Genomic DNA, 23,712 nt, shown 5'->3' with positions numbered 1-23,712 from the left:
AATAGAGAAGGAGGGGATCGGGCAATTATGAATGTAGTGAAAGTGGCTTTGATCGGCGCCGGATTGCGGGGGCAAGGGTATACGGAGTACGCCTTGGAGCATCCGGACGAAATGCAAGTCGTGGCCGTAGCGGATCCGAACGAGAACCGGATAAGGAAGATGGCGGAAAGGCATGGCCTGGATGAAAGTATGCTATTCGCCGATTGGCGAGAGCTGCTTGCCGGACCGAAGCTGGCGGATGCGGTACTCCTATGCACGCAAGACAAGATGCACTTCGAGCCTACGATGAAGGCGCTGGATGCGGGTTATCACGTGCTGTTGGAGAAACCGATGTCGCCCGATCCGAAGCAGTGCATAGAAATGGGCGATAAAGCGAAGGAGCTCGGGCTCGTGTTTTCGATCTGCCACGTCCTCCGCTACACCCCGTTCTTCGGAACGCTGAAACGGCTGCTGGACGAAGGGGCGATCGGCCGTCTCATGTCCATTCAGCACAATGAGAATGTCGGCTACTGGCATCAAGCGCATAGCTTCGTGCGCGGCAATTGGCGAAATTCGCAGGAGTCGAGCCCGATGATTCTCGCCAAGTCGTGCCACGACATGGATATTTTGCTTTGGCTCGCCGGTGCGGACTGCGTGAGCGTATCGTCCTTCGGCTCGCTCTCCCATTTTCGCGCCGGGAACGCTCCGGAAGGCGCGCCGCAGCGGTGCACGGACGGCTGTCCGGCAGCGGATACATGCCTATATTACGCGCCCGACGTGTACTTATCCGAAGACCCGGGATGGCTGGCGGAGGCGATCAGCGACGACCCGAGCTACGAAGCCCGGCTGAAGGCGCTGCAGGAAGGGCCTTACGGACGATGCGTGTACCGGTGCGATAACGACGTCGTCGACCATCAGGTCGTCAATTTGGAATTCGCCAACGAGGTGACTGCCGCCTTTACGATGACGGCGTTCACGAACGAAATTTCCCGAACGCTCAAGCTGATGGGAACCGAAGGCGAAATTCGCGCTTCGATGGAAAACAACGAAATTGAGCTCATCCGTTTCGGCGCGGGCAAGCGGGAGATCATCCCGCTCGACGGGAAAGCGGATTCCGGCCATGGGGGCGGCGACGGCGGCATCATCAGCGATTTCGTCCGCACGGTGCGTGAAGGCGGCAAAGGAAAAATGCTAACGGCGGCGGAGCATTCGGTGCAAAGCCATCTGATGGCGTTCGCGGCTGAGCAAGCGCGGGTGAACAAGAATGTCATCCATCTTTCGGAGTTCAAACAACAGTTCAGCCGTTTCTTAACGAGGTGAATTATTCATGACATTTACATTTAATCGCAGCAAAGAAATGTTCGAGCAAGCGAAGCAATACGTCGCCGCAGGCGTTGCCAGCAACCTCCGCCTAGCAATGAAGCCGGTTCCGTTATTTATCGATCATGCCGAAGGCTCCCGGATTACCGACGTCGACGGAAACACGTATATCGATTACATCATGGCGTACGGTCCCCAAATATTGGGGCATGCGCATCCCCGTTTTGTAGAAGCGATCCGGCGGCAAGCGGAGAAGGGGCAGGCGTACGGAGCCCAGCACCAAGGCGAAATCGAATTGGCCCGCAAAATTACGGAGCATGTGCCGTGCGCCGAACGGGTCAGCTTCAGCAGCACGGGGTCCGAAGCGGTTCACGTCGCGCTGCGGCTATCCCGGGCGTTTACCGGCCGCAGCAAAATATTGCGCTTCGAAGGCCACTATCACGGCTGGTTCGATAACGTGAACGCGTCTGCAGCCTCCTCGGCTGCCGGAGAAGCCGTCCCCGCAACGGAAGGGCAAGACCCGTCTTCGCTGCGCGAAGTCGTGCAAATTGCTTGGAACGATCCGCGTGCGCTGGACGAAGCGTTCGAGCGGCATGCCGGGCAGCTGGCCGCCGTCATTACGGAGCCGATCATGTGCAATTCCGGCTGCTTATCGCCGCTCCCCGGGTATATGGAACGGCTTCGTGAGCTGACCGCCGCCCACGGCATCGTGCTCATTTTCGACGAGGTTATTACCGGCTTTAGGCTCGGACTCGGAGGCGCGCAGACGGCACTTGGGATAACGCCGGATCTGGTGACGCTCGGCAAAGCGGTTGCCGGCGGCATGCCGCTGAGCGCGGTCGCGGGCAGGAAGGACATCATGGAATTGATTGCGTCGAACCGGGTCAATCATATGGGAACCTTGAACGGCAATCCGCTGTGTACCGCGGCGGCGATAAGCACGATCGAAGTGCTGGAAGCCGGCGGCGGGGAAGTGTACGACAGGATGTATGAGCTGTCCGATCGCTTAACCGTAGCGATGCGGCAAATTGCCGCAAATGAGGACATTCCGTTCCTGATCAACAGCCGCGGTCCCGTATTCCACACGATGATTACCGATGAACGGCCGGTTGAACGATACGAGCAATTCGCGCGCAGAGACGCCAATAGATTCGCCGAGCTGGCTGAAATTATGCTGGAGGAAGGACTGATGGTCCGGCCGAGCGGGCTATGGTATATTTCCGCCGCCCATACTGAAGAAGATATCGATCGCACGGCGCATCTATTCGAAAAAAGCGTGAAACGCCTCAAAAAAGAAAAGCCGAAACGGCGGTGAAAAATATGAAAATTGCAGTCGGAGGCATGTTCCACGAGACGAACACGTTTGTTCCGTTGCTGACGACGCTTCGCCATTTTGAATGCTGCGCCTTGGCAAGGGGCAATGAACTATTGGAACGCTACGAAGGGACGTCCGGCACATGGGGCGGCGTGATCGACCGGTCGCGGGAGCTTGGGCTGCAATTGGCGCCGGCCCTGTACGCGGAGGCGGTCCCGGGCGGAATCGTCGAACACGAATTGTTCCTTACGCTTTCCGACGAGCTGATCGACTCGCTGGATCCGTCAGCCGACGGCATCCTGTTGGTGCTTCACGGCGCCATGGCGACAACGCGGGAGCAGGACGCCGAAGGCTGGCTGCTCGGCCGAATCCGGGAGCGCATCGGCCCCGACAAACCGATCGTCTGCACCATAGACCTTCATGCGAACGTAACGCCCGAAATGGTCTCCCTCAGCCAGTGCTTGGTCGGGTACGATACGTATCCCCATACCGACTACTACCCTCGGGCAATAGAAGCGGTGACCGTTCTTCACAACATTCTTCTAAACCGCATCAAGCCTACAGCCTGCCTCTATAAACCGTCAGTCATGCCTTCCGTTCAATCCATGCTAACCGACGTTTCACCGATGAAGGATCTTATGGATATGGCGCATGCCGTCGAACGCGAGAGCGGCGTCGTGAACGTCAGCGTCACCGGCGGATTTCCGTACGCAGACACGTACTGGTCCGGCGCGGGCTTTATCGTCACGACGAACGATGACAGCGCGAAAGCGCAGCAGTGGGCAGGCATGCTCGGACGGCATTTGGAGGAGCGGAAGGAGCGGTTTGTCGCAAGCCTGCCGTCTCCGGAGGAAGGCATCGTTCAAGCGAAAGCGATGAACAGCTATCCGGTCGTTCTTGTCGATTCCAGCGACAACGTCGGCGGCGGATCTTCGGGGGACGGAACGGATGTGCTCGCGGCCATTCTAAGGCACGGTTTGAAGGACAGCTTCGTGATGATCGCCGATCCGCAAGCCGTGAACGAAGCGATAGCGGCCGGCATCGGGAACGTGCTCACGACAACGGTCGGAGCCAAGACGGACCGGCTCCACGGAGAGTCCGTTCCGGTCACAGGCAAAGTAATCCGCATCAGCGACGGCAGTTACCGCAGCGAGCGAACCGGGGAACTGAAATATATGGGGAAAACGGCGGTGATCGACTGTAATTCGGTTTATATCGCCTTAACGACGGAGAGAGTTCCCGCCTTCGATTTGGCGGCGGTCGAAAGCTTGGGAATCCACCTGAAGCACCTGAAATATATCGCGGTCAAAGGCGCCGTTCAATGGAAATCGTCGTATGGGAAAATTGCGAAAGCTTCCGTCGAGGTCGATGCGGCGGGCGTGACCTCCGCCGATTTCGGACGTTTCGAATACAAGCATTTGCGCAGCGGCGTATATCCGATTCATGGATGATGAAGGAGGAGATATCTTTTGGCAAGCTATCAGTTTCAAAGAGAAGTGCCGGTATACGCTAAAGCGGACATTGTTGTAGCCGGCGGGGGCCCGTCGGGAGTGGCCGCATCGATTGCGGCGGCCCGGTGCGGCAAAAAAGTGATTCTCATTGAGCATTCCGGTCAGCTGGGAGGCATGGGGACGTTAGGGAACGTCAGCGTGTTCATGGGGATCGGCAATGTAACGGGAATTTATAGGGAAATTATTTCCGAAATGCTTCCGGCCCAATCGGTTCCCGAAAATCATCAAGGTTCGATCTGGCCGCAGTACAATCCGTTTCGGCTGCGACATTATTTGAATCAAAAGCTGGAGAAGGAAGGCGTGGAGGTGTTGTTCCACGTCAGCTTTGCCGGCGCGGTCAAAGAAGGAGACGCGGTCAAAGCCGTCATTGCGAACTCCAGGGAAGGCTTGGTCGCATTTGAAGCGGACGTATTTATCGACTGTACCGGGGACGCCCGGGTGGCGATCGATGCCGGAGCGGAATACACATCCGGCCGACAATCGGACGGAATGACGCAGCCGATGACGCTTATGTTCATGATGCAGGACACCGGAAAACCGGTGGAGCGCCATTTGCCCGAAGACTGCTATCGATATGAGGACGTCGCGGACCTGCCGCAGGGAAGGCGCCTGTACTGGGAACGCGGCGAAGCCGGGACGCTGCTTGTCAACATGACCCGCGTCAGAGGCAACGGAGCCAAGATTAAGGATGTTTCCTTTGCGGAGCGGGAATCGCTCCGGCAGGCGTTCTCCGTTGCGGACTATTTGCAGCGAACCGGCTTCGAAAACTATATGGTTTCGCACATCCCCGGTCAGGTGGGGGTAAGGGAAACGAATCAAATCGTCGGACATTACACGCTTACGGAAGAGGACATATTGTCGGGCCGAAGATTTGACGATTGCGTCGCCCAAACGAACTATGAAATCGACATCCATAATCCCGACGGAAAATCGGGCACCGACGAACGGAAGGTGGAAGGCTACGATATCCCGTACCGCTGCATGCTTCCTAAACATATCAAAGGACTGCTAGTCGCCGGGAGGGCGATTTCGGCCACCCACGTCGCCATGTCTTCAATGAGGGTGCAAGCGACCTGCTACGCACTCGGCCAGGCGGCGGGGATTGCCGCTTCGATCGCGCAGGAGCGCGGTATTTCGCCGGAGGACGTATCGGTGGAAGAGCTGCATCAAAGGCTGCGGCGGCAAAACGTCGTTTTTTACAAAGCGTAATTGCGGCGAACGGGAGCGTGACGAACGAATGCCGAGTCTGCACCTATCGAGCCGTTATGCCGGAGGGAATATTCGCCTGATTCGTATCGAGGACCGAACGCGGGTCGTAAGGCTGGAGCAGGATTTGCGCGACACGCCGAACGGGTGGTTTTATTGGAGCTTTTGCGCTTGTTTCGATACCGAATCGTCCGCTTCCTCCGCTCCGTGCACGTACACCTTTGAATTCATGAACGGCGAGGTCGTCGGGCCGTGGGGGCCCGCCGTCAGCAAAGACGGCGTACGCTGGGAATGGCTTGGGACGGAATATACGATGTCGCGGACGGCGTTCCGTTATACGTTCGAAGCGGGGGAATCCGTATATTTCTGCTTCTGCATGCCGTATCAGCTTCATCATTTCGAGCGGTTTTACGCTGAGATCGCACCCCATCCGCTTGTTCGAAGGGAGGTGCTCGTCCTAACCGAGCAGCTTCGGCCGGTACCGCTGCTGCGGATCGGAAATCCGTCGGCCGATAGGCATATCCTCTTGACCTGTAGGCATCATGCGTGCGAATCCACCCCCTCGTACCTGCTGGAAGGCTTAATTACGCACTGTATAACGAAATTGAAGGCATCCTTTTTACGGCACATTCTTATTCATTACATTCCTTTCGTTGATCTGGACGGCGTCGAGAACGGAGACCAAGGCAAAGGCCGGGTGCCCCACGATCATAACCGCGATTATATAAAGGAGCCGCTCTACCGCACGACGGCAGCCATCATGGACTATGCGGGCAAGCTGAAGCCTGAGGCCGGCATCGACTTTCACAGCCCGTACAAATGGGGAGACCGCAACGACGCTCCGTTCATCGTCAAGCGAGGCTCGCCGATGAAGGAGGAAAACGAACGGTTCGGCGCAATGCTCGCAGCCGCGGGACATCGAACGGAAGGTTCCGAAGGGCGCATCCGGTACGACCCCGTGCACGACATTGAGATGGGCGAGGACTGGAATACGCCGCACGGCACGAACTGCAGCGCCTTCTTTGAGAGGCTGGGCGCAAGGCTCGCGCTCACATTGGAGTTTCCGTACTTCGGCTCGGAAGGAACGGTTTTTACGCAGCAAAGCTGCAGGGCATTCGGTGCCGATGTTGCCGAAGCGCTGCAAGCTTATTTGCTTGAGAGGTGAAACAGGGTTGGGAAACGATGAGGTAAAGGAGCTTACCGCCGGGCTGCTGGTTGCCGGGGGCGGATTAGCGGGCGTTTGCGCGGCGCTGGCTGCGGCCCGGAACGGCGCGAAAGTGGTGCTCGTTCAAGACCGTCCCGTGCTCGGGGGAAACAGCTCCTCCGAAGTGCGCATGCACGTTTCGGGAGCTTCGGTCAGAGGCAAGGAGCTCGAGACGGAGGCGCGGGAAAGCGGCATCATCGAGGAAATTATGCTGGAATGCTCCGTTCGCAATCCGCAGCGAAGCGCCAGCATGCTGGATTTGATATTGTACGAAAAATGCCGCGCGGAAAACAACCTTACTTTGCTGCTGAACACGACGGTAGTGGGAGTCGAAATGGACGGCAGCCGGATCAAAAGCGCTTATGCCGTTCGGGAAAGCACGGAGGATCATTTCGTCATTCGCGCGGAGCTGTTTGCCGACTGCACGGGCGACGGCCGGCTGGGCTGCGAAGCGGGCGCGCTGTATACGACAGGACGCGAAGCGTCGGAGGAGTATAACGAAACCGGCGCCAGGCGGAACCGGGACGCTCACCGGCTAGGCTCTTCCCTGCTCTTCACAGCGAAAGACATGGGGAGGCCTATGCCGTTTATCGCTCCGCCTTGGGCGCGAAAGTTCACGGAAGAGGATCTGCAGTTCAGGGACCACAGCCGATGGGAATACGGCTACTGGTGGGTGGAATTCGGCGGAACGCTGGATACGATCAAAGATAACGAACGCATTCGCGACGAACTGCTTTCGATCATGCTTGGCGTCTGGGATCATATTAAAAACAGCGGGCACCACCCGGAATCCGCAAGCTGGGCGCTGGATTGGTTCGGATTTTTGCCGGGCAAGCGGGAATCGAGACGATTTATCGGGCAACACGTGCTGACGCAAAACGACATCGAGCAGGCCGTCCACTTTCCGGATGTCGTAGCGTTCGGAGGATGGTCGATGGATACGCATCCGCCCGCCGGAATCGACGCGAAGGACGAGGAGCCTTGCAATCAGCCTTATATGCCTTACTTGTACGGAATTCCGCTGAGGTGCATGATCAGTAAAAATATAACGAATCTCATGTTCGCGGGACGCAATCTATCGGCGACGCACATTGCTTTTTCGAGCACGCGCGTGATGGCTACGTGTTCCGTAATGGGAGAGGGGCTCGGGACGTTCGCCGCGATCGCCCTTCAAAGCGGAAAAGCTGTGGACGATGCCTGGCGGGATGCAGATACGGTGAAGAAGACGCAGCGGCAGCTGATCCGTCAAGGCGCGTTTCTGCCGGGGATCGCGTTCGAAGGCAACCTTGCCGCGAAAGCGCGAATCCGTGCGTCTTCCGAGCAGGAGGTCGGTAAGGCGGAGAACGTGGCCGACGGGATGACCCGTTCGGTTCATGGAGAAAGGGGTGTCCGACCGGATTTGGCAAAGCCGGGGACGCACCGCTGGATGTCGCAGCCGGGCGACCCGAGCCCTTGGCTTACGCTTAACTGGGATACGCCCGTCGATATAACGTCGATTGCTATAACGTTAGATACGGGGCTTCATCGTCACCTCGCGCTAACCCACCAGGATAATCACTATATGAGAATGAAATGGGGGACGGCTCAACCGGAGACGCTGCGGGAATTCAAGCTGCTGGCCGAGCATGCGGGAGGGACGACGGTGCTGGCTCACGTGAAGGACAATTATCAAAGGCAGCTGCATTTCCCGTTCCGATTGGAAGGAATTTCCGCCATCCGAATCGAAGTGATTGCCACGAACGGTCTCGATCATGCCAGAATCGTCGAAATCGTTTGCGGATAAAAGCTTCCATTTACAAAATTGCGTCGAAGAGCGGGGGGTTATCAGCATGAAGGGGAGCAGCGCAGAGCAGCGGTTGCTATCCGTTACGGCTTGCCCGGGTCTTGTCAGCTTTTGGGATTTTCGGGAAGCTCCCGGGGAAGATAGAGTTTCCCTCGGACCTTACGAATATAGGCTGCAAGAAATGAACGGACCGGTCGCGAACGCCGGGGAAGGCGTATTCGGTCCGCATGCGGCGGACGTCCGATTCGGACAATGGTTCCGCATCCCTCGGCGGGATTGCCCCGCCTTAAACGTAACCGGACCGAAGGCTCAGGTGTCCGTCGCGGCTTGGATCAAACGGGGCGCTTCCGCATATGACGGCTGCGAAGCGGTCGCCGGCTTCTGGAACGAAACGGAGCGAAAGCGGCAATATTGTTTGTTTTTAAATTTGAAAATATGGGACAGCAGCGAACAGGTTTGCGGACACGTCTCCTCCGTCGGCGGACCGACGCCGGGTTATATGTATTGTATGGACGCCTCGATCGGAAAAACTCCGGTCCCGCGCGGGAAATGGCAGTTTGCCGCGTTCACCTACGACGGGAAGTTCGCCAAGTCTTATTTGAACGGACGGCTCGATGCACGCGAGCGGTTTAACCCGTACCGCTACGACGAAGGCATCTTCGACGGCGGCGAGGACGGGGCGGACTTCACCGTGGGAGCGGTCGACCGGTCGGGTGAACCGGGTAACTTCTTTACCGGACTGCTCAGCGGACTTGCCGTCTTTAACAGGGCGCTGTCCGAAGACGAGCTTTGGCGCATGGCGCAAGAGACGATGGGGAGAGCGGAATGACGAGCAGGTTGCAGGGCAAGCGAAGCGGAAAAAAAGCGGTGCTCTTCAGTTTCATCGCTCTCCTGGCTTTTGCGCCCGCCTGCAGCTTGCTTCCGAAGGAAGAAGAGGTGCTGAAGCCGCCGCTCGTCACGCCGCAGAAGGAATCCTACAATATTTATGAAGTGATGCGGGGCACCGTAACGCGTCAAGTGAAGGGCACCGGAACGATCGAATCGACGAAGACGACGTATCAGCAATTTAAGGGAGTAACGGGGAAAATAACGGAAGTTCACGTTCGCCCCGGAGACCGGGTCGTTACAGGACAGCCTTTGATTACGCTGGAAAATGAGGGGCTCGATATTGCGGTACTGGAAAGAAAGAGGGATGTGGAGGCTGCAAAGCTGGCCCTCGAACAAGCGATGAAAAACCGGGAGGAAGCCGCTGTTCGAGTGCGGGCGCTGGAGCTGCAAATTGCCGAGCTGAAGCTGGACGATATTCGCAAACAAGCGGAGGGCAAGGTTATGCTGGCCGAGACGGACGGCGTCATCAGCGCCATGGAGAAGGCGAAGCCGGGAGATGAGGTCCGAAGCGGCATCCGTTACGTTACGATCGCCGATCCGGACAGCGTGCGGCTTTCGTATACGTCAGGCGCCTCAGGCGAGCTGCTGGAGGTGCAGGTCGGCATGAAGGCGGAAATCGTCTATCGAGACCGGCGGCTGCTCGGCACCGTTACGCAATGTCCGGCTTCCGCTCCGTATACGGAGGATCCGCAGCTTAGCGAAAAGTACGGAAGAACGGTGTACGTCAAGCTGGACGATGAAAGCTTCATCCCGCCGCTGGGCGAAACCGCCGATATGACCATCGTCCTTCAGCGAAAAGATCAGGTGATCGTCGTACCGAGAAACGCGCTCATCAGCTTTTTGGACCGAACGTTCGTAAAGGTGCTGGAAGGGGAAAGCGTAAGGGAAATCGATGTGGAAAAAGGAATCGAATCGCAATCGGCCATCGAGATCGTGAAAGGACTTACCGAAGGCCAGAAAGTGATCCTCCAGTAGCCGCTTGCCGATCGAGGATGAATGTCCGAGGAGGATGAACAAGTCATGGCGTTACTGTTGATGATCGTTCGCAGAATGGCGCAGAACAAGTGGCTTACGCTCAGCCTTCTAAGCGGACTCATCTTAACCGTCGCTCTTGCGAGCAGCATTCCCATGTATACCGACGCGATTCTGCAGCGCATGCTTGTCAAGGATTTGGAGCGGCTTCAGACGACAACCGGCACGTATCCGGGCGTGCATTACAGCAAAGCGTACATGGGCTCCACATCGTTCTGGGATGAAGGCGACTATAAGCCGGAGGTTCGTCCCGAGGTTATGAAGCGGCTGGAACGCTTTATGCTAAGCACGGCCGCGCCGGATTTCGGAATGCCGGTTCGATTGGCGGTAAGGGAAGCCGCAACCGATTTGTACTCCATCGAACCAGAGGATGCATCCCGGGTCGATGCGAAGACGAAACGGAGGATTCGATTATCGGCGAGAACCGGGCTATACGATCATATTCGCCTGAAAGACGGCCGGCTACCCGCGAAGGAGCCCGTGAACGGCGTCTACGAGGCGCTCGTTGCGGAAAAGTCGTTGAACGACTTGAACATGGTGCTTGGCAACACTTTCGTCATATCGGACGATGGGGCCAAGACGAAGATCAAGCTGAGGCCGGTCGGCGTCATCGATCAGAACGATTACGCCGATCCGTATTGGTACGATTCCGTTGCGGAATACGCCAATACGTTTCTTTTGGATGAGGAGCTTTTCGACCGTTCATTCGTTACGGGCGAAGTGCTGCCCGCCGCAAGCGTGAGCTGGCTGTTCGTCCTCGATTACTCGAAGATGGATTTGACGGGCGTGCACCGCTTCGTACAAACAAGCGAACGAATTGACGGCTATTTGACGGAACGCTTTTCAACGTTTGTAACGGATGTGCCCGCGCTGGCGACGGCGGAAGCGTATTTTAAACGGGAAGCCGATGCAAGGCGAATGTTATGGTCGCTACATGCGCCCGTTCTCATTATGCTTGCTTTATATTTGTATATGGTCGCCAATTTGATTGCGGAGCTGCGTAAATCGGAGATTGCTGTGCTGAAAAGCCGGGGGGCGAGCCGGCTGCAAATCGTGCTCGCGCAATGGCTCGAAGGCTTGCTGCTCGGCGCCTTCGCCTTATGTGCCGGCCCGTTCGTCGGCCTGCAGCTGACGAAGCTGCTCGGCGCATCGAACGGCTTTCTTGAGTTTGTCGACCGGTCGGCGCTGCCGGTTGCCGTTACGGCGGATTCGCTTCGGTATGCCGGCTATGCCGTTGTCTGCTCCGTCGGGATGACGCTGCTTCCCGTATTCGCTGCGGCCCGAGCCACGATCGTCGATCAAAGGAAAGCGGCGGCCCGGCGCCGGCTACGGTCGTTCTGGCACCGCTTTTATATGGATGCGGTGCTGATCGCCGTTGCGGTGTATGGGCTCCGTCAATTCCAGAGACAGCGCCATGACTGGCTGAAGCTTCGCGCCGACGTGTCGGAGCTTGCCGTCGATCCGCTTCTTTTCATCGTTCCCGCACTATTCATTATCGGCGCCGGGCTGTTTGCATTGCGGCTGTATCCGTATGCGTTACGACTCATCTACCGGCTTGGAAGAAGCAGGTGGAGCCCGGTGCTGTATTCCACGCTGCTCCAAGTAGGGCGCAGCGGAACGATGTACCAGTTCGTCATGATGTTTCTCATCTTCACGATTGCGACGGGGCTGTTTAGCGCAAGCGCCGCCCGGACGATCAACAGCAATACGGAACATAAAATCAGGTACAAGAACGGGGCGGATATCGTACTGACAACGGATTGGGTAAGGGAAGCCGCGTCCTCTTCGATCGGCGGGCCGCCGGGCGCAGCGCCTGACGCCGCCGCGGGGAACGCCGTTTTCGGAAGCTCCGGAAAGGTTCGGTATCTCGAGCCTCCGTTTCAGCCTTTTACCGAGCTTCCCGGTGTGGAGTCCGCTGCGAAAGCTTTCGTTAAACATAACGCAACGTTCGCCTTCGGCAAGGAGCGGGGGAAGATCCGCCTGATGGGCATCGATACCGCCGCCTTCGGCCGGACCGCTTGGCTAAGGGACGGTTTGCTGGACTATCATTTTTACGAATATTTGAATTTGATCGCGCCGGATCCGAAAGCCGTGCTCATATCCCGTTCCATGTACGACAAAGGCGTGAAGCCGGGAGATACGATTTCCGTCGGCTGGAGCGGCGTCGACTCCCGGCAATTTACCGTGTACGGCGTGATCGATTATTGGCCGGCTTTTGTTCCTAGCGCCGCTCCTGCAGCGAATGACGGGAAGCCGGTTCAAGAGCCGTTACTTGTCGTCGGCCATCTGGATTACATTCAGATGGCGCTTGCGATCGAGCCGTACGAGGTTTGGATCAAGCTGAAGGAAGGGGCTTCGCGTCAGGCGTTTTACGATGCGCTTTCGGCCAAGCGTATAAGGCTGCTTTCCGTTACGGACACGCAGGAACAAATCATGCTCGCCAAGAACGATCCGTTTCAATTGGCGATCAATGGGGTCATGACGCTCGGATTTCTCATCTCGGCCGTTATTTGCTTTGTCGGTTTTCTGCTGTACTGGGTGCTCGCTTTGACCGGAAGGATGCTGCAATACGGCGTATTTCGGGCGATCGGCGTGTCCTTCCGGCAGCTGGTCGGAATGCTTGTCACGGAGCAAGTTCTGACGTCCGTTGCAGCGGTATTCGTCGGCGGCTATGTCGGGCACTTGACCTCCTCGTTGTTCGTCAAGCTGTTTCAGCTTTCCTTCGACCCCGCGGAGCAAGTGCCTCCGTTTAAGGTGACGTTCGATCCGAACGATTCGCTTCAATTATATATATTCATCTCGATTTTACTGATCGTCGGCTTGGCGATTCTAGGCCTGCGGGTTTCGCGCATCAAGCTTCACCAAGCGATCAAGCTGGGGGAGGATTAGCGATGCGGCGCGTTGGCAGGAGCTGTTTACGATTCGCCGCAATGCTTGCGGCATTGTCCGGTTGCGGCTGCTCGATCGTCCCTAGTCATGAACCGTCCAAGCCGGAGCTGATCGAACCCGCCAAAGTCAATGCGAATTTTGCGGCTGTACAACGCGGGGACCTTGTAGAGGCAATGCACGGGGTTGGCGTTGTCGTCCCCGCGTCCACCGATTACTTGGTTTTCGAAACGGACGGGACGCTGTCGGAACGTTTGGCGGTTCAAGGAGACATTGTCCGAAAAGGCGATGTGCTGATGAGGCTCGACCCGGGCAAAGACGAGCTGCAGCTGCTGCAGCAGAAGCTTGCCCTGGAGAAGGCGCTGGCGGCGCTGAACGAGTCGCTGGAAAGCGTAGACGCCGGCACGATTCGAATTGCGCGGCTGAGTGTGGAGATCGAGAAGCTTAAGCTGGAGCGTCTGACGGAGCTGCGAAGCAAGCGAGTCCTGAAGGCGTCGGCCGACGGAATCGTAACGTTCATTGACGATCTGAAGCCGGGCGATCCGGTCGCCGCATATCGCGAAATCGTCGGCATTGCGCGAACCGATCGGCTGCAAATCAGCTATATCGGCGATTTCAGGGCTTTTTCCAGCCGAATCAAGATCGGAATGCCTGTGGAGCTGCAAATCGGGGGAAAGGCCGCAAAAGGCAAAATCGCTGCTGCGCCCTGGACCGCACCGGTCGATTTGTATCCGGAGCGTGCGGCCGTGTTGGACAAAACGTTGCTGCTGGACTTCGACGGTTCGCCGCCTACAGGCATCGCCATCGGCGATTATATCGATTTCCAAATCGTGTTGAGCAGCAAGCCGGACGTGCTGATCGTTCCCCGCGGAGCGCTGCGCAAATATCAGGGAAGAACGTATGTGCTTGCCGCGGACGAGAACGGAAACGTGCAGGAGGTGGATGTGCAGCCGGGCTTGACGACACAGACGGAGGTTGAGATCGTCAGCGGTCTCAGCGAGGGGCAGCGTGTCGCCGTGTATCAATAGGCGGGCGAATAACTTTTTCGGGCGGTAATTGGATTGGCCTAAGCATGGCGGGGTTTTTGTCATATGTTGTAAAAAACTACTCCCTTGGAGGGTGGCAGCATATGACGAAGACCGGGAGCAAAACCGTTCGGTTCGTTCATTACCGCACGGTGCAAAAATTGGCGGCGCTTATGGTACCGTTTTATAAAACGATTGCCGGAAACCATGATTACGCTGCGAGGTGGAGTAAAGCGGTCATAGCGACGGATGTACAACGGATGGAGCGCATGCTGGCGGCTGTTTCGCCTAAGACCGAAGGACTTCCGCTGGCGTCGAACGGAATCGGATATTTTGTATCGATTCCCGCCGGAATTCGTGACATCCAATTGACGAACGGGACGACAATCCCTCCAGGAACGGTACAATTCACGTTCGAAACCCGAATCCACCGGGCGATAGCCCGAGCCGTGCTGCCTTTGTATCGCGAATTGGCGCGAAATTGCGGATTTGCGAGAGCGCTTGCGAGAGCGATCCGAACGAACGATGCGAAGACGGTAAGGATGATGGTCAGAAGCCTTGTCCGAACTTCCGCTTTGCGATCGGTCAACGTTGATGTGGAGGACGGCGGGTTAGCGCTCAATTTTAAATACAGGAGCAGTAAATATATATACAGAAACTTATTGTTCCGCGAAACCGATTAATAGAAACGGCATGAAGAGGGCTCCGTATGACGGGCCCTCCACATTGTCCGATCAGTTATGGGTTACGACCGCGCCGGAGCCGCCGTACATGTCGAGCTCGCCTTCGAGCTCAAGCTTTAGAACGGTTACGTGCTCGTGCGCATCCTCCGGCTTCATATAGATCCATGTCGTGCCCGGAATGTTGAACCACGGCACGCCGCCGTGAATTTCGTGCGTAAGCTCCTTGCCCGAATGCAGCACCGTGATTCTTTTGATTTTATTGGACAAGCCCTTCAGGCAGACGCTTTCCTTCGGATCGTCATAGAGGAACAGATAGAGCGTTTGCCGATCTTTGGATACCGTGCTTCCGCCAAGGAAATAGCGGGGAAGGATGCCTTCGGTCGTAGGGTAGACCGCCTCTTCGTGCGTGCGGATCCATTCGCCGAGACCGAGCAAAATGTCCTCCTGCCGCTTGTCAACCGTTCCGTCCTCCATCGGGCCGATGTCCAGCAGCATGTTGCCGCCCATCGTAATGCAGTCGCAGAACATGCGGATGATTTGCTTCAGCGTCTTATATTTGTTGTCCGCCGGCTGATAGCCCCACGAACGGTTGATCGTCGTGCAAAACTCCCACGGTCCTTCCGGACGGGTGATCGGGATGCCTTGCTCCGGCGTCTTATAGTCGCCATGGCCTTGCAGCCGCGAGTTGATGATCAAGTCGGGATTGAACGATTTCAAGTAGTGCTTGAATTCCGGCAGGTTCCACTGCTCCGCGCTGCGTTCCCAGTCGCCGTCGAACCAAAGCAGATCCACCTTGCCGTAGTTTGTCAGCAGCTCGCGAAGCTGATTGTTGTTAAACTCAAGGAAACGCTGCCATTTCGCCTCGTCCTGGACGCCGTCCGCCGGGTTGGAAAACCGATTTACCTTGCTGAGGTCGTCCGGTGCTTTGCCTCCTTCGAAAACGCTTGCATAATCCGGATGAGACCAATCGATCAACGAATAGTACATGCCGAGCTTGATGCCTTTTTTGGTAACGGCTTCGGCATATTCTTTGATCAGATCGCGCCCTGCGGGGGATTTCTTCACGACGTTCAAGTCGGAATACTTCGTATCCCAAAGCGCTACGCCGTCGTGGTGCTTCGTCGTGAGCACGGCGTATTTGGCGCCCGCTTTTTCAAACAAATCGGCCCACTTGTCCGCGTCGAAGTTTTTCGCCGTGAACCCGTCCAGCTGCTTTAGGTAGTCCTCGTGAGAAATTCTTCCGTGATAGAACGACCAAGATTCCGAAATTCCGTTAACCGCATAAATTCCCCAATGAATAAAAATACCGAGCTTTGCTTCTTCAAACCACTTCTGCGACATCTAAGCTTCCTCCTTTGGTATATCTAATTTTAATTTCTTACGTCTGAACCGTAATGTCAAGCAAAATTTCACGGTCAAAAGATATATCTTTTGAAAAATACGTTAAAACAAAGAGGCCGCCGTCAAAGATCAAACGGCAACCTCGTATCAAAAGCGAGTTTTTGATTATACGGCCCACGGACACAGCCCTAACTTCTAAAAAACACCGGCATTTGCCGTTGTTTTAATAGGCAAGGAGGTTAAAAAAACCGTATCCTCACTTCCACCAAATCGATGATGCGGCCGTCTCTTGCGCTTCTTGCATACACCCACACTTCGCCGGAACGGGTCGTAGGCTCTCTGTCAAACAAGATCGCCCCCGAGAACGTGCCGAATTGCGGTGCCCCCGCGCTGGTCGTTAAAGCCCGTTCCCGGGTGACGACAATGCCTCTGTCGTCCCGCACCTGATACAGAATCGTCGCTTCGAAGGCGCGGGCAAAGCCTTCCAGCGCTTGGCCCGGTCCGATTCTTCTTCCCGGCAGCGGACGGAGTACGACGATATTGTCCGACGACGGCAGCGGAACGATCAGCCGGAAGCCGACATAAATCAGATCGGGCGAAAAGCCCGGCCGGTTCCGGTTTGCGCGGATGATTTCGGACATAGGGACGCCCAAGCTTCTGGATATGGAATATAATGATTCCCCTTCTTCGACATTGTATATGACCGCCGGAACTATAAGGGGCGTCCCCGCATATATGACGTTGGCATTCGTAATCAACGGATTCATCCCGACCAGCAAGTCGGGCGTTGCGGAGAACCGTAGTCCGATCGTGTATAAGCTGTCGCCGGGATGAATGATGTATGAAACCTCGTTCCGTTGCTCCACGCCGGTCTCCGAAACGACCAGCACCTGACCGGGATAAATCAATTCCGGATCGGTAATCGGCGGATACAGCGCGTTCGTTTGCTCCACCAGCTGAACCGTGCTCCCGAACCGGCTGGCGATGGAGAAGATCGTGTCGCCGGGCATGACGGTATATATGTGATGAGCTCCCTCCAAAATAGCCATTTTTTCCGTTCACTCCTCAAAAATTTTCCTATAACGTAACATATACAATTCACTTGGGAATGTGCCTATAAACGCTCGAAAAAGTGCAATATTTAACGAAAAACGAAACGTATCGCCTATAACGAACGTACAATTGCTTATCACGACAACAAGAAAGGGGATTTCAATGGAAGTGTTTCAAGGGGGAGCGAACGGGGAAATCCGCAAAGTGCCGAACGTGCCCAAGCATTTCATCCGAAATGCGGTCCTAGGTGCGGTTGCCCTGATCGTCATTGTGATCGGGTGGTCGATGTTTTATACGGTGCAGGAGCAGGAGCAGGCGGCGATTTTGACCTTCGGGCAATATACGTCCACCGAAGAAGATGCGGGACTTCATTTTAAGCTGCCTTATCCGATTCAGGACGTCGTTATCGTTCCGGCGAAATTGACGCAGCGGATTCATGTCGGCTACCGCGAGGTGAACGGGCAAATTCGTCCGGTGGAAGAGGAAGCGCTGATGATTACTGGCGACGAAAATATCGTCTCGGCCGATGCGGTCGTCGAATGGAAAATCGCCGATGTAAGGGACTATTTGTATAACATTGATGATCCGGAGCACTTTTTGCGCAATTCGTCCATTGCCGCGATCCGCTCCGTAATGGGAGCCTCCAAGCTCGATTATGCGATTACGGACGGCAAGACGGCGATCCAGACGGAAGTAAAGAAGAAGCTGGAGCAGATGCAGTTGGATTATAAGACCGGCATCATGATTATCGATTTGAAGTTCCAGGATATCGAGCCGCCGGAAGGGCAGGTTCAGGAAGCGTTTAAAGAAGTGACGAACGCGCGCGAGGAAAAAAATACGAAAATTAACCAAGCGCAAAAATATGTGAACGAACGGCTTCCGAAGGCGAGAGGGGAAGCGCAGGCATTGCTAGAAAACGCGGAAGCGGTGAAGAAGTCGCGTATTTTGAACGCGGAGGGGGACGTTGCCAAGTTTAATGCCGTATATTCGGAATATACGAAAAACCCGGGCGTTACGAAGAGCCGTCTCATTCTGGAAACGCTCGAGAAAATTTTGCCGAACGCCAAAATCGTCGTTACGGACGGCAGCGGGAATACCGTTAACTACTTGCCGCTGAATGAGCTGATGCGTTCTTCGGGCGGGGCCGGCAATACTTCCGGAGGTGAAGGACGATGACTACAAGAACGATCGGCTTTACCGCCGCGGGCATTGTTTTGATTCTGATTGTGTTGTTCGGCTCGATGTTTATCGTTCCGGAGAACGAATATAAGGTCGTGCTGAAATTCGGAGAGGCGGTTCGCATTCATCAGACGCCGGGCATTAAATTTAAAATTCCGTTCATTGAGTCGGTAACCTCGCTGCCGAAATACCAAAAAATTTACGACAGCAATCCGACTCCGATATTGACCAAAGACAAAAAACCGATCAACGTGGATAACTACACCGTATGGCGTATCAGCGATCCGCAGAAATTTTTGCGCACGCTGCGCACCGTTTCGTCGGCGGAGGGACGAATCGGAGACGCGGTGTACAACTCCGTCCGTCGCAAGCTTTCGGAAACCGACTACGGCAATATTATTAGCGAAAATACGGCGCGCGGCGATTTGAATACCGAAATTACCGCGGAGGTTGCCGATGTCGCCAAGCGGCAAAATTACGGCATCGAAATTATCGACGTTCGGATCAAACGGACCGATCTGCCGGATGAAAATAAGCAAAGCGTCTACAACCGGATGATTTCCGACCGGCAATCGATCGCGGCGGGCTACTTGTCGGAGGGCGACGAGCAGTCGCGCAAAATTACTTCGAATGCGGACCGTCAAGCGCAGGAGCTGATCGCGCAGGCGGAATCCGATGCGAAGAAAATTATGGCGGAGGGCGAGCGGGAGTCCGCTAGAATTTATAACGAAGCGTACGGGAAGGACCCCGAGTTTTATAACCTGTACAGAACGTTGGAAAGCTATGTGACGACCTTTAAGGGGGAACCGATCATTATGCTTCCGATCGATTCGCCGTACACGCGGATTTTACTAGGGAAAGAATAAAATGATCGCTGACGGAATAATGGACAACGGTATTGAATAACGGATCGTTTTGGGAAATAATATGGAAAAGAGGAGGTGCAGGCCGTGGCCAATAAAGTATCGTTGGCGGAAGCCATGAAGCAAAAGCTCGCACAAAAGAAAGAAGCGCAAGCCTCCGTGAACCAGCAAAAACATGCGCAAAACGGGAATATGCAGATGAAGAGCCAAATTGCGAAAAAACCGAGCGCCATGAAGCGGCGCATGGGCGGCGGATGATCCGATGTCGACGCGAAAAGACCCGGGGAAGCTTTTCCCTCGGGTCTTTTTTCATATTTATTTCAGCGTAAAGCCTAGCAAAACATGTTTCATCAGCTCGTTGGTTATGCTCAGCGCCTCATCTTTGCTTTGCGCCGGCGCGGTAATCATGAACCCGTCGTCCCCGGTCCAAACCTTGCTTTCTCCGTCTTCATCCACAAGCTTCGTAATGGTAACCTTGCTGAAGTCGTCATTCACGTACATTGTGCCGTAAAGGAAATGCTTGATTTGGCCGCCATCGGAGTAAGCGTACGCGAGCAACGCCCCCCCTTGCATATCGAAACTACGATTTATTTCCCTATATTTCTCCGGAACAGGAATGTTCTCCCCGGAAATATCGATCGTGCCTTTGAAGGATTTCATTCCGTTCAGCTTCTTTCTCGTCTCGCCTTTGATTTGAACGGTCACGGGTTTGACGGTATCCCGATTTTGTTCGCCTAATTGATACAGCAAACCGTCCAATGAAAAATCGTATTGCTTCGGATAAGTAGAAATGACGGCGAAAACCCCGGCGCTTGCGATTAGGAAAACAATGAAGCTCCACAATACTCTTTTGAACATGGGTCGCCTCCTTTGTGATGTTAGCGATGCGTTTGCACCGACTTTTGGCGCTTATGCAGGGCTACGGCCGATATCGCGCCACCGCAATTAGCGGAACAAGATGACCGCTAAAACTCGTCTCACCCCTAAAAACGGCGAACTAACAGAATCAAGTGTCCGCTAATTGCCCGGAAACTGCCGAAAACCGGCGATTTTGGCGATTTAACGGACATCCGGTTCCGCTAACAAGCCCTAATTCCCAGATTCGACAAAATTAGCGGACATCCGGTTCCGTTAGCACAAAGCATTACGAGTCAATCTTGTAAAAAAGCTGAACCGAAACGCCGTTAACGTCCTTGAAAAAATAATTTTGGGTATTGTATTCATTCTATGAGCAATGTCGTTCGTTTCTGCAGGCCAAAAGCCCGCCACCAATAGTATCGATCGAATCGAGAAAGCTTTTGGCATACGCGGCATATTCGTCGTCACCGCGATGCCAATTATCATGAGAAAACAAAGTACTAGACTGACGCGAAATACGAAACAGCAGCAGCCATGGACGAGAAAATAAAGTCCTAGCCTTCTGCTGTTTTATTGAACAAATATTCCCAAATTTCTAATTCAGGGAGACAAGATAGTCGGCAAGCTTATCGAAGGTAACCTCAAGATCTTGTTGAAGCTTTGGAGCCATACCTTTATAGGTTTCTTGTTCCTCAGCTGAAGCGTTCACAGGGCAACCCTTCAGTTTTAAAACAGTTTTACCTTCGTCATCTTCTAGCGTTATGATATTCATAATTTCAAGAGGCCAGCTCACGCTAAAAGGCGCACGGACGGTATTGCCTTGCTCATCGGAAAAGGATCGGATGTAAGCCACTTTCTCAGGTTCGACAACATCTTGGTATGCAAATTTCCCCCACATCACCTGATTTCCGTCAGCAGACGTCTGAATACCTAAAAACTCGCCGCCTGATCGAGCGTCCATTTTAACGATTTCAAGCGTGACCCCTTTTGGTCCCCACCATTTCGCGAAATGTCCGAGTTCTGTCCATGCTTTAAATACAAGTTCGCGAGGGGCATCGAATACACGGGTAATTGCAATTTCGAACGATTGATTCAGATTGTTATTCATGAAAATCCTCCTTGTTTTTCATGTAGCGGAAACAGGCCCCTTCACAAAGAAGAGTTCTGCCACGACACATGATCCAGCTTCGTACTTGGGTTTCCGATCGTCGACGCTGCTGGCAATGGCTGGCCAAGCACTTTCCATCAGCTGGTAGATGTTACGTCCAACTAGCAGACCATCGGACTGGTCCATCAGGTTCACCGTATACTGGCGGAGCTCCTCATCCGAAATCACCTGCGTGTGGTCACAGCAACCGCCGAGTATCACATTCAAGGATTAAACGTCCCATATGCAGCTTACTTAAGTCTACATTTTAACATCCAAAATAGGCACGGTTTCTCATGGATTGCTAATGTGCACAGTACGGGCCATGCCGAATACATCTTTATTTTCTCAATCTACAAGCCGTCAACGGACATCAGCTCTTGAGCGATTAATTTTCTCATCTGCTCTTCTCTTCGATTGCTCCTTATCTCAATTCGGATTTATCAGCATTCCTGATGAAATCTATAAAAATCATTGTGATTGACCAGTTCCTTCAATTGTGGTAGGTTCTAAAGAGTTACATTAATTTGATGAGAATACTAGGAATTAATAAGTAAGCAGCGCGAGGTGGGTATTGTTGGTACTTCAAGTGACAAACAGTCCGTTTAATGAGGAGCAAGTGCAACTGCTCAATCGGCTTTTGCCCGCATTAACGGAATCACAACGTTTCTGGTTAAGCGGCTACTTGACGGCTTTGCAGGGAGCATCCGCTTCAACCGCTGCGAATGCCGCGCTCGTTGTTCCCGCATTGGCAGCGGCTGCACCGGCTTTGTCCAAAGAAGTGACTGTGCTGTTCGGTTCCCAAACCGGCAACAGCTCCTCGCTCGCCAAGAAGCTGTCGAAGATGCTGACGGAGCAAGGCTTTCAGGTCACTTTATCCTCAATGAGCGATTTCAAGCCGAACGGGCTTAAAAAGGTTCAAAATCTTTTGGTTATCGTAAGCACGCATGGAGAAGGCGAGCCGCCGGACAATGCGATTTCCTTCTACGAATTTTTGCACGGCAAGAGGGCGCCGCAATTGGAAGGCGTCAATTATTCCGTCCTTGCGCTCGGCGATACTTCTTACGAATGGTTTTGCAAAACCGGGAAAGACTTCGATCAGCGCTTAGAACAGCTTGGAGCCAAACGGCTCGCTCCGCGCGTCGATTGCGACGTAGATTTCGCCGAGCCTGCGGCGGAATGGATGAAGCAGGTGCTTGAGTCTTTGCAAGCGAACACGACGGCAGCTTCGCCGTCCGTTGCCGGCATTTCGATTCCGGCAGCCGCAGCGGATGCCGAATCGGAATATTCAAGGTCGAATCCGTTCCAGGCCGAGGTGCTTGAAAATTTGAATTTGAACGGCCGCGGCTCCCGGCGGGAAACGAGACATCTCGAGCTGTCGCTCGCCGGCTCCAACCTGCAGTATGCACCGGGCGACAGTCTCGGCATTATTCCGGAGAACCATCCGGTTCTCGTCGACGAGCTGATCGCGGCGATGGGATGGAGTCCCGAAGAGCCGGTCGCCGTAAGCAAAAGCGGCGAAACGCGCCCGCTTCGCGAAGCGCTGCTTCGCGTGTTTGAAATTACGGTGCTGACCAAGCCGCTGCTGGAGCAGGCTGCGAAGCTGACCTCCGGCACCGAGCTGAAGGGGCTTGTAGCGGCCGGCCGCGAGCAGGAGCTGAAAAGCTATATCAACGGAAGGGATTTGCTCGATCTCGTGCAGGACTATTCTTTGCGAGGCGTGCCGGCGAACGAATTCGTCTCGATCCTTCGAAAAATTCCGCCGCGTCTGTACTCGATCGCAAGCAGCCCGAAGGCATATCCTGACGAGGTGCATATAACCGTACGGGCGGTTCGTTACGAATCGCAGGGAAGAAGCCGTTACGGAGTTTGCTCCGTGCAGCTGGCGGAGCGCGTGCAGGCCGGCGATGCGCTGCCCGTGTTCATACAACAGAACGACAATTTTAAGCTGCCGGAAAATCCGGACATTCCGATCATTATGATCGGGCCGGGGACGGGCGTCGCTCCGTTCAGAGCGTTCCTGGGCGAACGGGAGGAAACGGGTGCGGAAGGGAAGACGTGGCTGTTTTACGGAGATCAGCATTTTTCCACGGACTTCCTGTATCAGATCGAATGGCAGCGCTGGCTCAAGGACGGCGTGCTGACGCGTATGGACGTCGCCTTCTCGCGCGATACCGACAAGAAGGTGTACGTGCAGCATCGGATGCTCGAGAAAAGACGAGAGCTGTATCATTGGCTGCAAGAAGGAGCTTACGTCTACGTATGCGGCGATGAAAAGCATATGGCGCACGACGTCCATGCGGCGCTCGCTTCCATTATCGAGAACGAAGGCGGATTAAGCGCGGATGAAGCCGCGGAATATTTGGCCCGGATGCAGCAGCAGAAACGTTATCAAAGAGATGTTTATTAATCGATAAGTTTCCGTACTGGAAAGAGAGG

General features: G+C 54.8%; 19 protein-coding genes. 15 read left to right on the top strand and 4 right to left on the bottom strand.

Annotation, left to right across the window (positions count from 1 at the left end; genetic code table 11):
- Positions 1 to 27: 27 nt before the first annotated feature.
- The 11 genes from PT964_RS04320 (at position 28) to PT964_RS04270 (ending at position 14,832) form a co-directional block, all read left to right on the top strand.
- Complete coding sequence (locus tag PT964_RS04320) at positions 28 to 1,299, top strand: Gfo/Idh/MocA family protein (protein WP_274362100.1); 1,272 nt, start codon at positions 28 to 30, stop codon at positions 1,297 to 1,299.
- A 7-nt stretch (positions 1,300 to 1,306) separates the two neighbouring features.
- A complete protein-coding gene (locus tag PT964_RS04315) occupies positions 1,307 to 2,614 on the top strand; it encodes an aspartate aminotransferase family protein (RefSeq protein WP_274362099.1) in 1,308 nt (435 codons plus the stop codon).
- A 5-nt stretch (positions 2,615 to 2,619) separates the two neighbouring features.
- Positions 2,620 to 4,065, top strand: coding sequence for a M81 family metallopeptidase (locus PT964_RS04310; RefSeq protein ID WP_274362098.1), 1,446 nt, complete (start codon positions 2,620 to 2,622; stop codon positions 4,063 to 4,065).
- A gap of 18 nt (positions 4,066 to 4,083) precedes the next feature.
- Positions 4,084 to 5,334, top strand: coding sequence for an FAD-dependent oxidoreductase (locus PT964_RS04305; protein ID WP_274362097.1), 1,251 nt, complete (start codon positions 4,084 to 4,086; stop codon positions 5,332 to 5,334).
- A gap of 28 nt (positions 5,335 to 5,362) precedes the next feature.
- Complete coding sequence (locus tag PT964_RS04300; protein WP_274362096.1) at positions 5,363 to 6,496, top strand: M14 family metallopeptidase; 1,134 nt, start codon at positions 5,363 to 5,365, stop codon at positions 6,494 to 6,496.
- A 7-nt stretch (positions 6,497 to 6,503) separates the two neighbouring features.
- A complete protein-coding gene (locus tag PT964_RS04295; RefSeq protein ID WP_274362095.1) occupies positions 6,504 to 8,318 on the top strand; it encodes an FAD-dependent oxidoreductase in 1,815 nt (604 codons plus the stop codon).
- Between the two features lie 46 nt (positions 8,319 to 8,364).
- A complete protein-coding gene (locus tag PT964_RS04290; RefSeq protein WP_274362094.1) occupies positions 8,365 to 9,147 on the top strand; it encodes a LamG domain-containing protein in 783 nt (260 codons plus the stop codon).
- Positions 9,144 to 10,181 carry an efflux RND transporter periplasmic adaptor subunit gene (locus PT964_RS04285; protein WP_274362093.1) on the top strand — a complete coding sequence of 346 codons (1,038 nt, stop codon included), beginning with the start codon at positions 9,144 to 9,146 and terminating at the stop codon, positions 10,179 to 10,181. Before PT964_RS04290 ends, PT964_RS04285 begins: the two co-directional genes overlap by 4 nt.
- 45 nt (positions 10,182 to 10,226) lie before the next feature.
- Positions 10,227 to 13,127, top strand: coding sequence for an ABC transporter permease (locus tag PT964_RS04280; protein WP_274362092.1), 2,901 nt, complete (start codon positions 10,227 to 10,229; stop codon positions 13,125 to 13,127).
- Between the two features lie 2 nt (positions 13,128 to 13,129).
- The gene (locus PT964_RS04275) at positions 13,130 to 14,152 is read left to right on the top strand and encodes an efflux RND transporter periplasmic adaptor subunit (RefSeq protein ID WP_274362091.1); all 1,023 of its coding nucleotides are present in this window, start codon (positions 13,130 to 13,132) and stop codon (positions 14,150 to 14,152) included.
- A 101-nt stretch (positions 14,153 to 14,253) separates the two neighbouring features.
- Positions 14,254 to 14,832 carry a hypothetical protein gene (locus PT964_RS04270; protein ID WP_274362090.1) on the top strand — a complete coding sequence of 193 codons (579 nt, stop codon included), beginning with the start codon at positions 14,254 to 14,256 and terminating at the stop codon, positions 14,830 to 14,832.
- 51 nt (positions 14,833 to 14,883) lie between these two features.
- On the opposite strand, the gene PT964_RS04265 is transcribed toward PT964_RS04270, so the two are convergent.
- Entirely contained in the window at positions 14,884 to 16,173 is a 1,290-nt protein-coding gene (locus PT964_RS04265; protein ID WP_274362089.1) for an alpha-L-fucosidase, read from the bottom strand.
- Between the two features lie 239 nt (positions 16,174 to 16,412).
- Positions 16,413 to 17,222 carry a LysM peptidoglycan-binding domain-containing protein gene (locus PT964_RS04260; RefSeq protein WP_274362088.1) on the bottom strand — a complete coding sequence of 270 codons (810 nt, stop codon included), beginning with the start codon at positions 17,220 to 17,222 and terminating at the stop codon, positions 16,413 to 16,415.
- Between the two features lie 166 nt (positions 17,223 to 17,388).
- On the opposite strand from PT964_RS04260, the gene hflK reads away from it, so the two are divergent.
- The 3 genes from hflK (at position 17,389) to PT964_RS04245 (ending at position 19,526) form a co-directional block, all read left to right on the top strand.
- On the top strand, positions 17,389 to 18,402 hold the full coding sequence (gene hflK, locus PT964_RS04255; RefSeq protein ID WP_274362087.1) for an FtsH protease activity modulator HflK: 1,014 nt from the start codon (positions 17,389 to 17,391) through the stop codon (positions 18,400 to 18,402).
- On the top strand, positions 18,399 to 19,271 hold the full coding sequence (hflC, locus tag PT964_RS04250; RefSeq protein ID WP_274362086.1) for a protease modulator HflC: 873 nt from the start codon (positions 18,399 to 18,401) through the stop codon (positions 19,269 to 19,271). The genes hflK and hflC overlap by 4 nt, the downstream gene beginning before the upstream one ends.
- 84 nt (positions 19,272 to 19,355) lie before the next feature.
- Positions 19,356 to 19,526: a hypothetical protein gene (locus tag PT964_RS04245; protein WP_274362202.1), complete on the top strand. Its 171-nt coding sequence runs from the start codon at positions 19,356 to 19,358 to the stop codon at positions 19,524 to 19,526.
- Between the two features lie 57 nt (positions 19,527 to 19,583).
- Here PT964_RS04245 and PT964_RS04240 read toward each other — a convergent pair whose 3' ends face one another.
- Both PT964_RS04240 and PT964_RS04235 read right to left on the bottom strand, forming a co-directional pair.
- The gene (locus PT964_RS04240; protein WP_274362085.1) at positions 19,584 to 20,126 is read right to left on the bottom strand and encodes a hypothetical protein; all 543 of its coding nucleotides are present in this window, start codon (positions 20,124 to 20,126) and stop codon (positions 19,584 to 19,586) included.
- Positions 20,127 to 20,721: 595 nt separating this feature from the next.
- Positions 20,722 to 21,234: an SRPBCC family protein gene (locus PT964_RS04235; protein ID WP_274362084.1), complete on the bottom strand. Its 513-nt coding sequence runs from the start codon at positions 21,232 to 21,234 to the stop codon at positions 20,722 to 20,724.
- Positions 21,235 to 21,850: 616 nt separating this feature from the next.
- Here PT964_RS04235 and PT964_RS04230 point away from each other — a divergent pair.
- Positions 21,851 to 23,683 (top strand): assimilatory sulfite reductase (NADPH) flavoprotein subunit, encoded by a 1,833-nt coding sequence (locus PT964_RS04230; RefSeq protein WP_274362083.1) that lies wholly within the window; start codon positions 21,851 to 21,853, stop codon positions 23,681 to 23,683.
- The last annotated feature ends 29 nt before the right edge of the window (positions 23,684 to 23,712 follow it).

The organism is Paenibacillus thermotolerans (assembly GCF_028745515.1).
GTDB lineage: Bacteria > Bacillota > Bacilli > Paenibacillales > YIM-B00363 > Paenibacillus_AE > Paenibacillus_AE thermotolerans.
The sequence above is the reverse complement of the archived record's forward strand: the minus strand, read 5'-3'. Positions and strand labels throughout refer to the sequence as shown.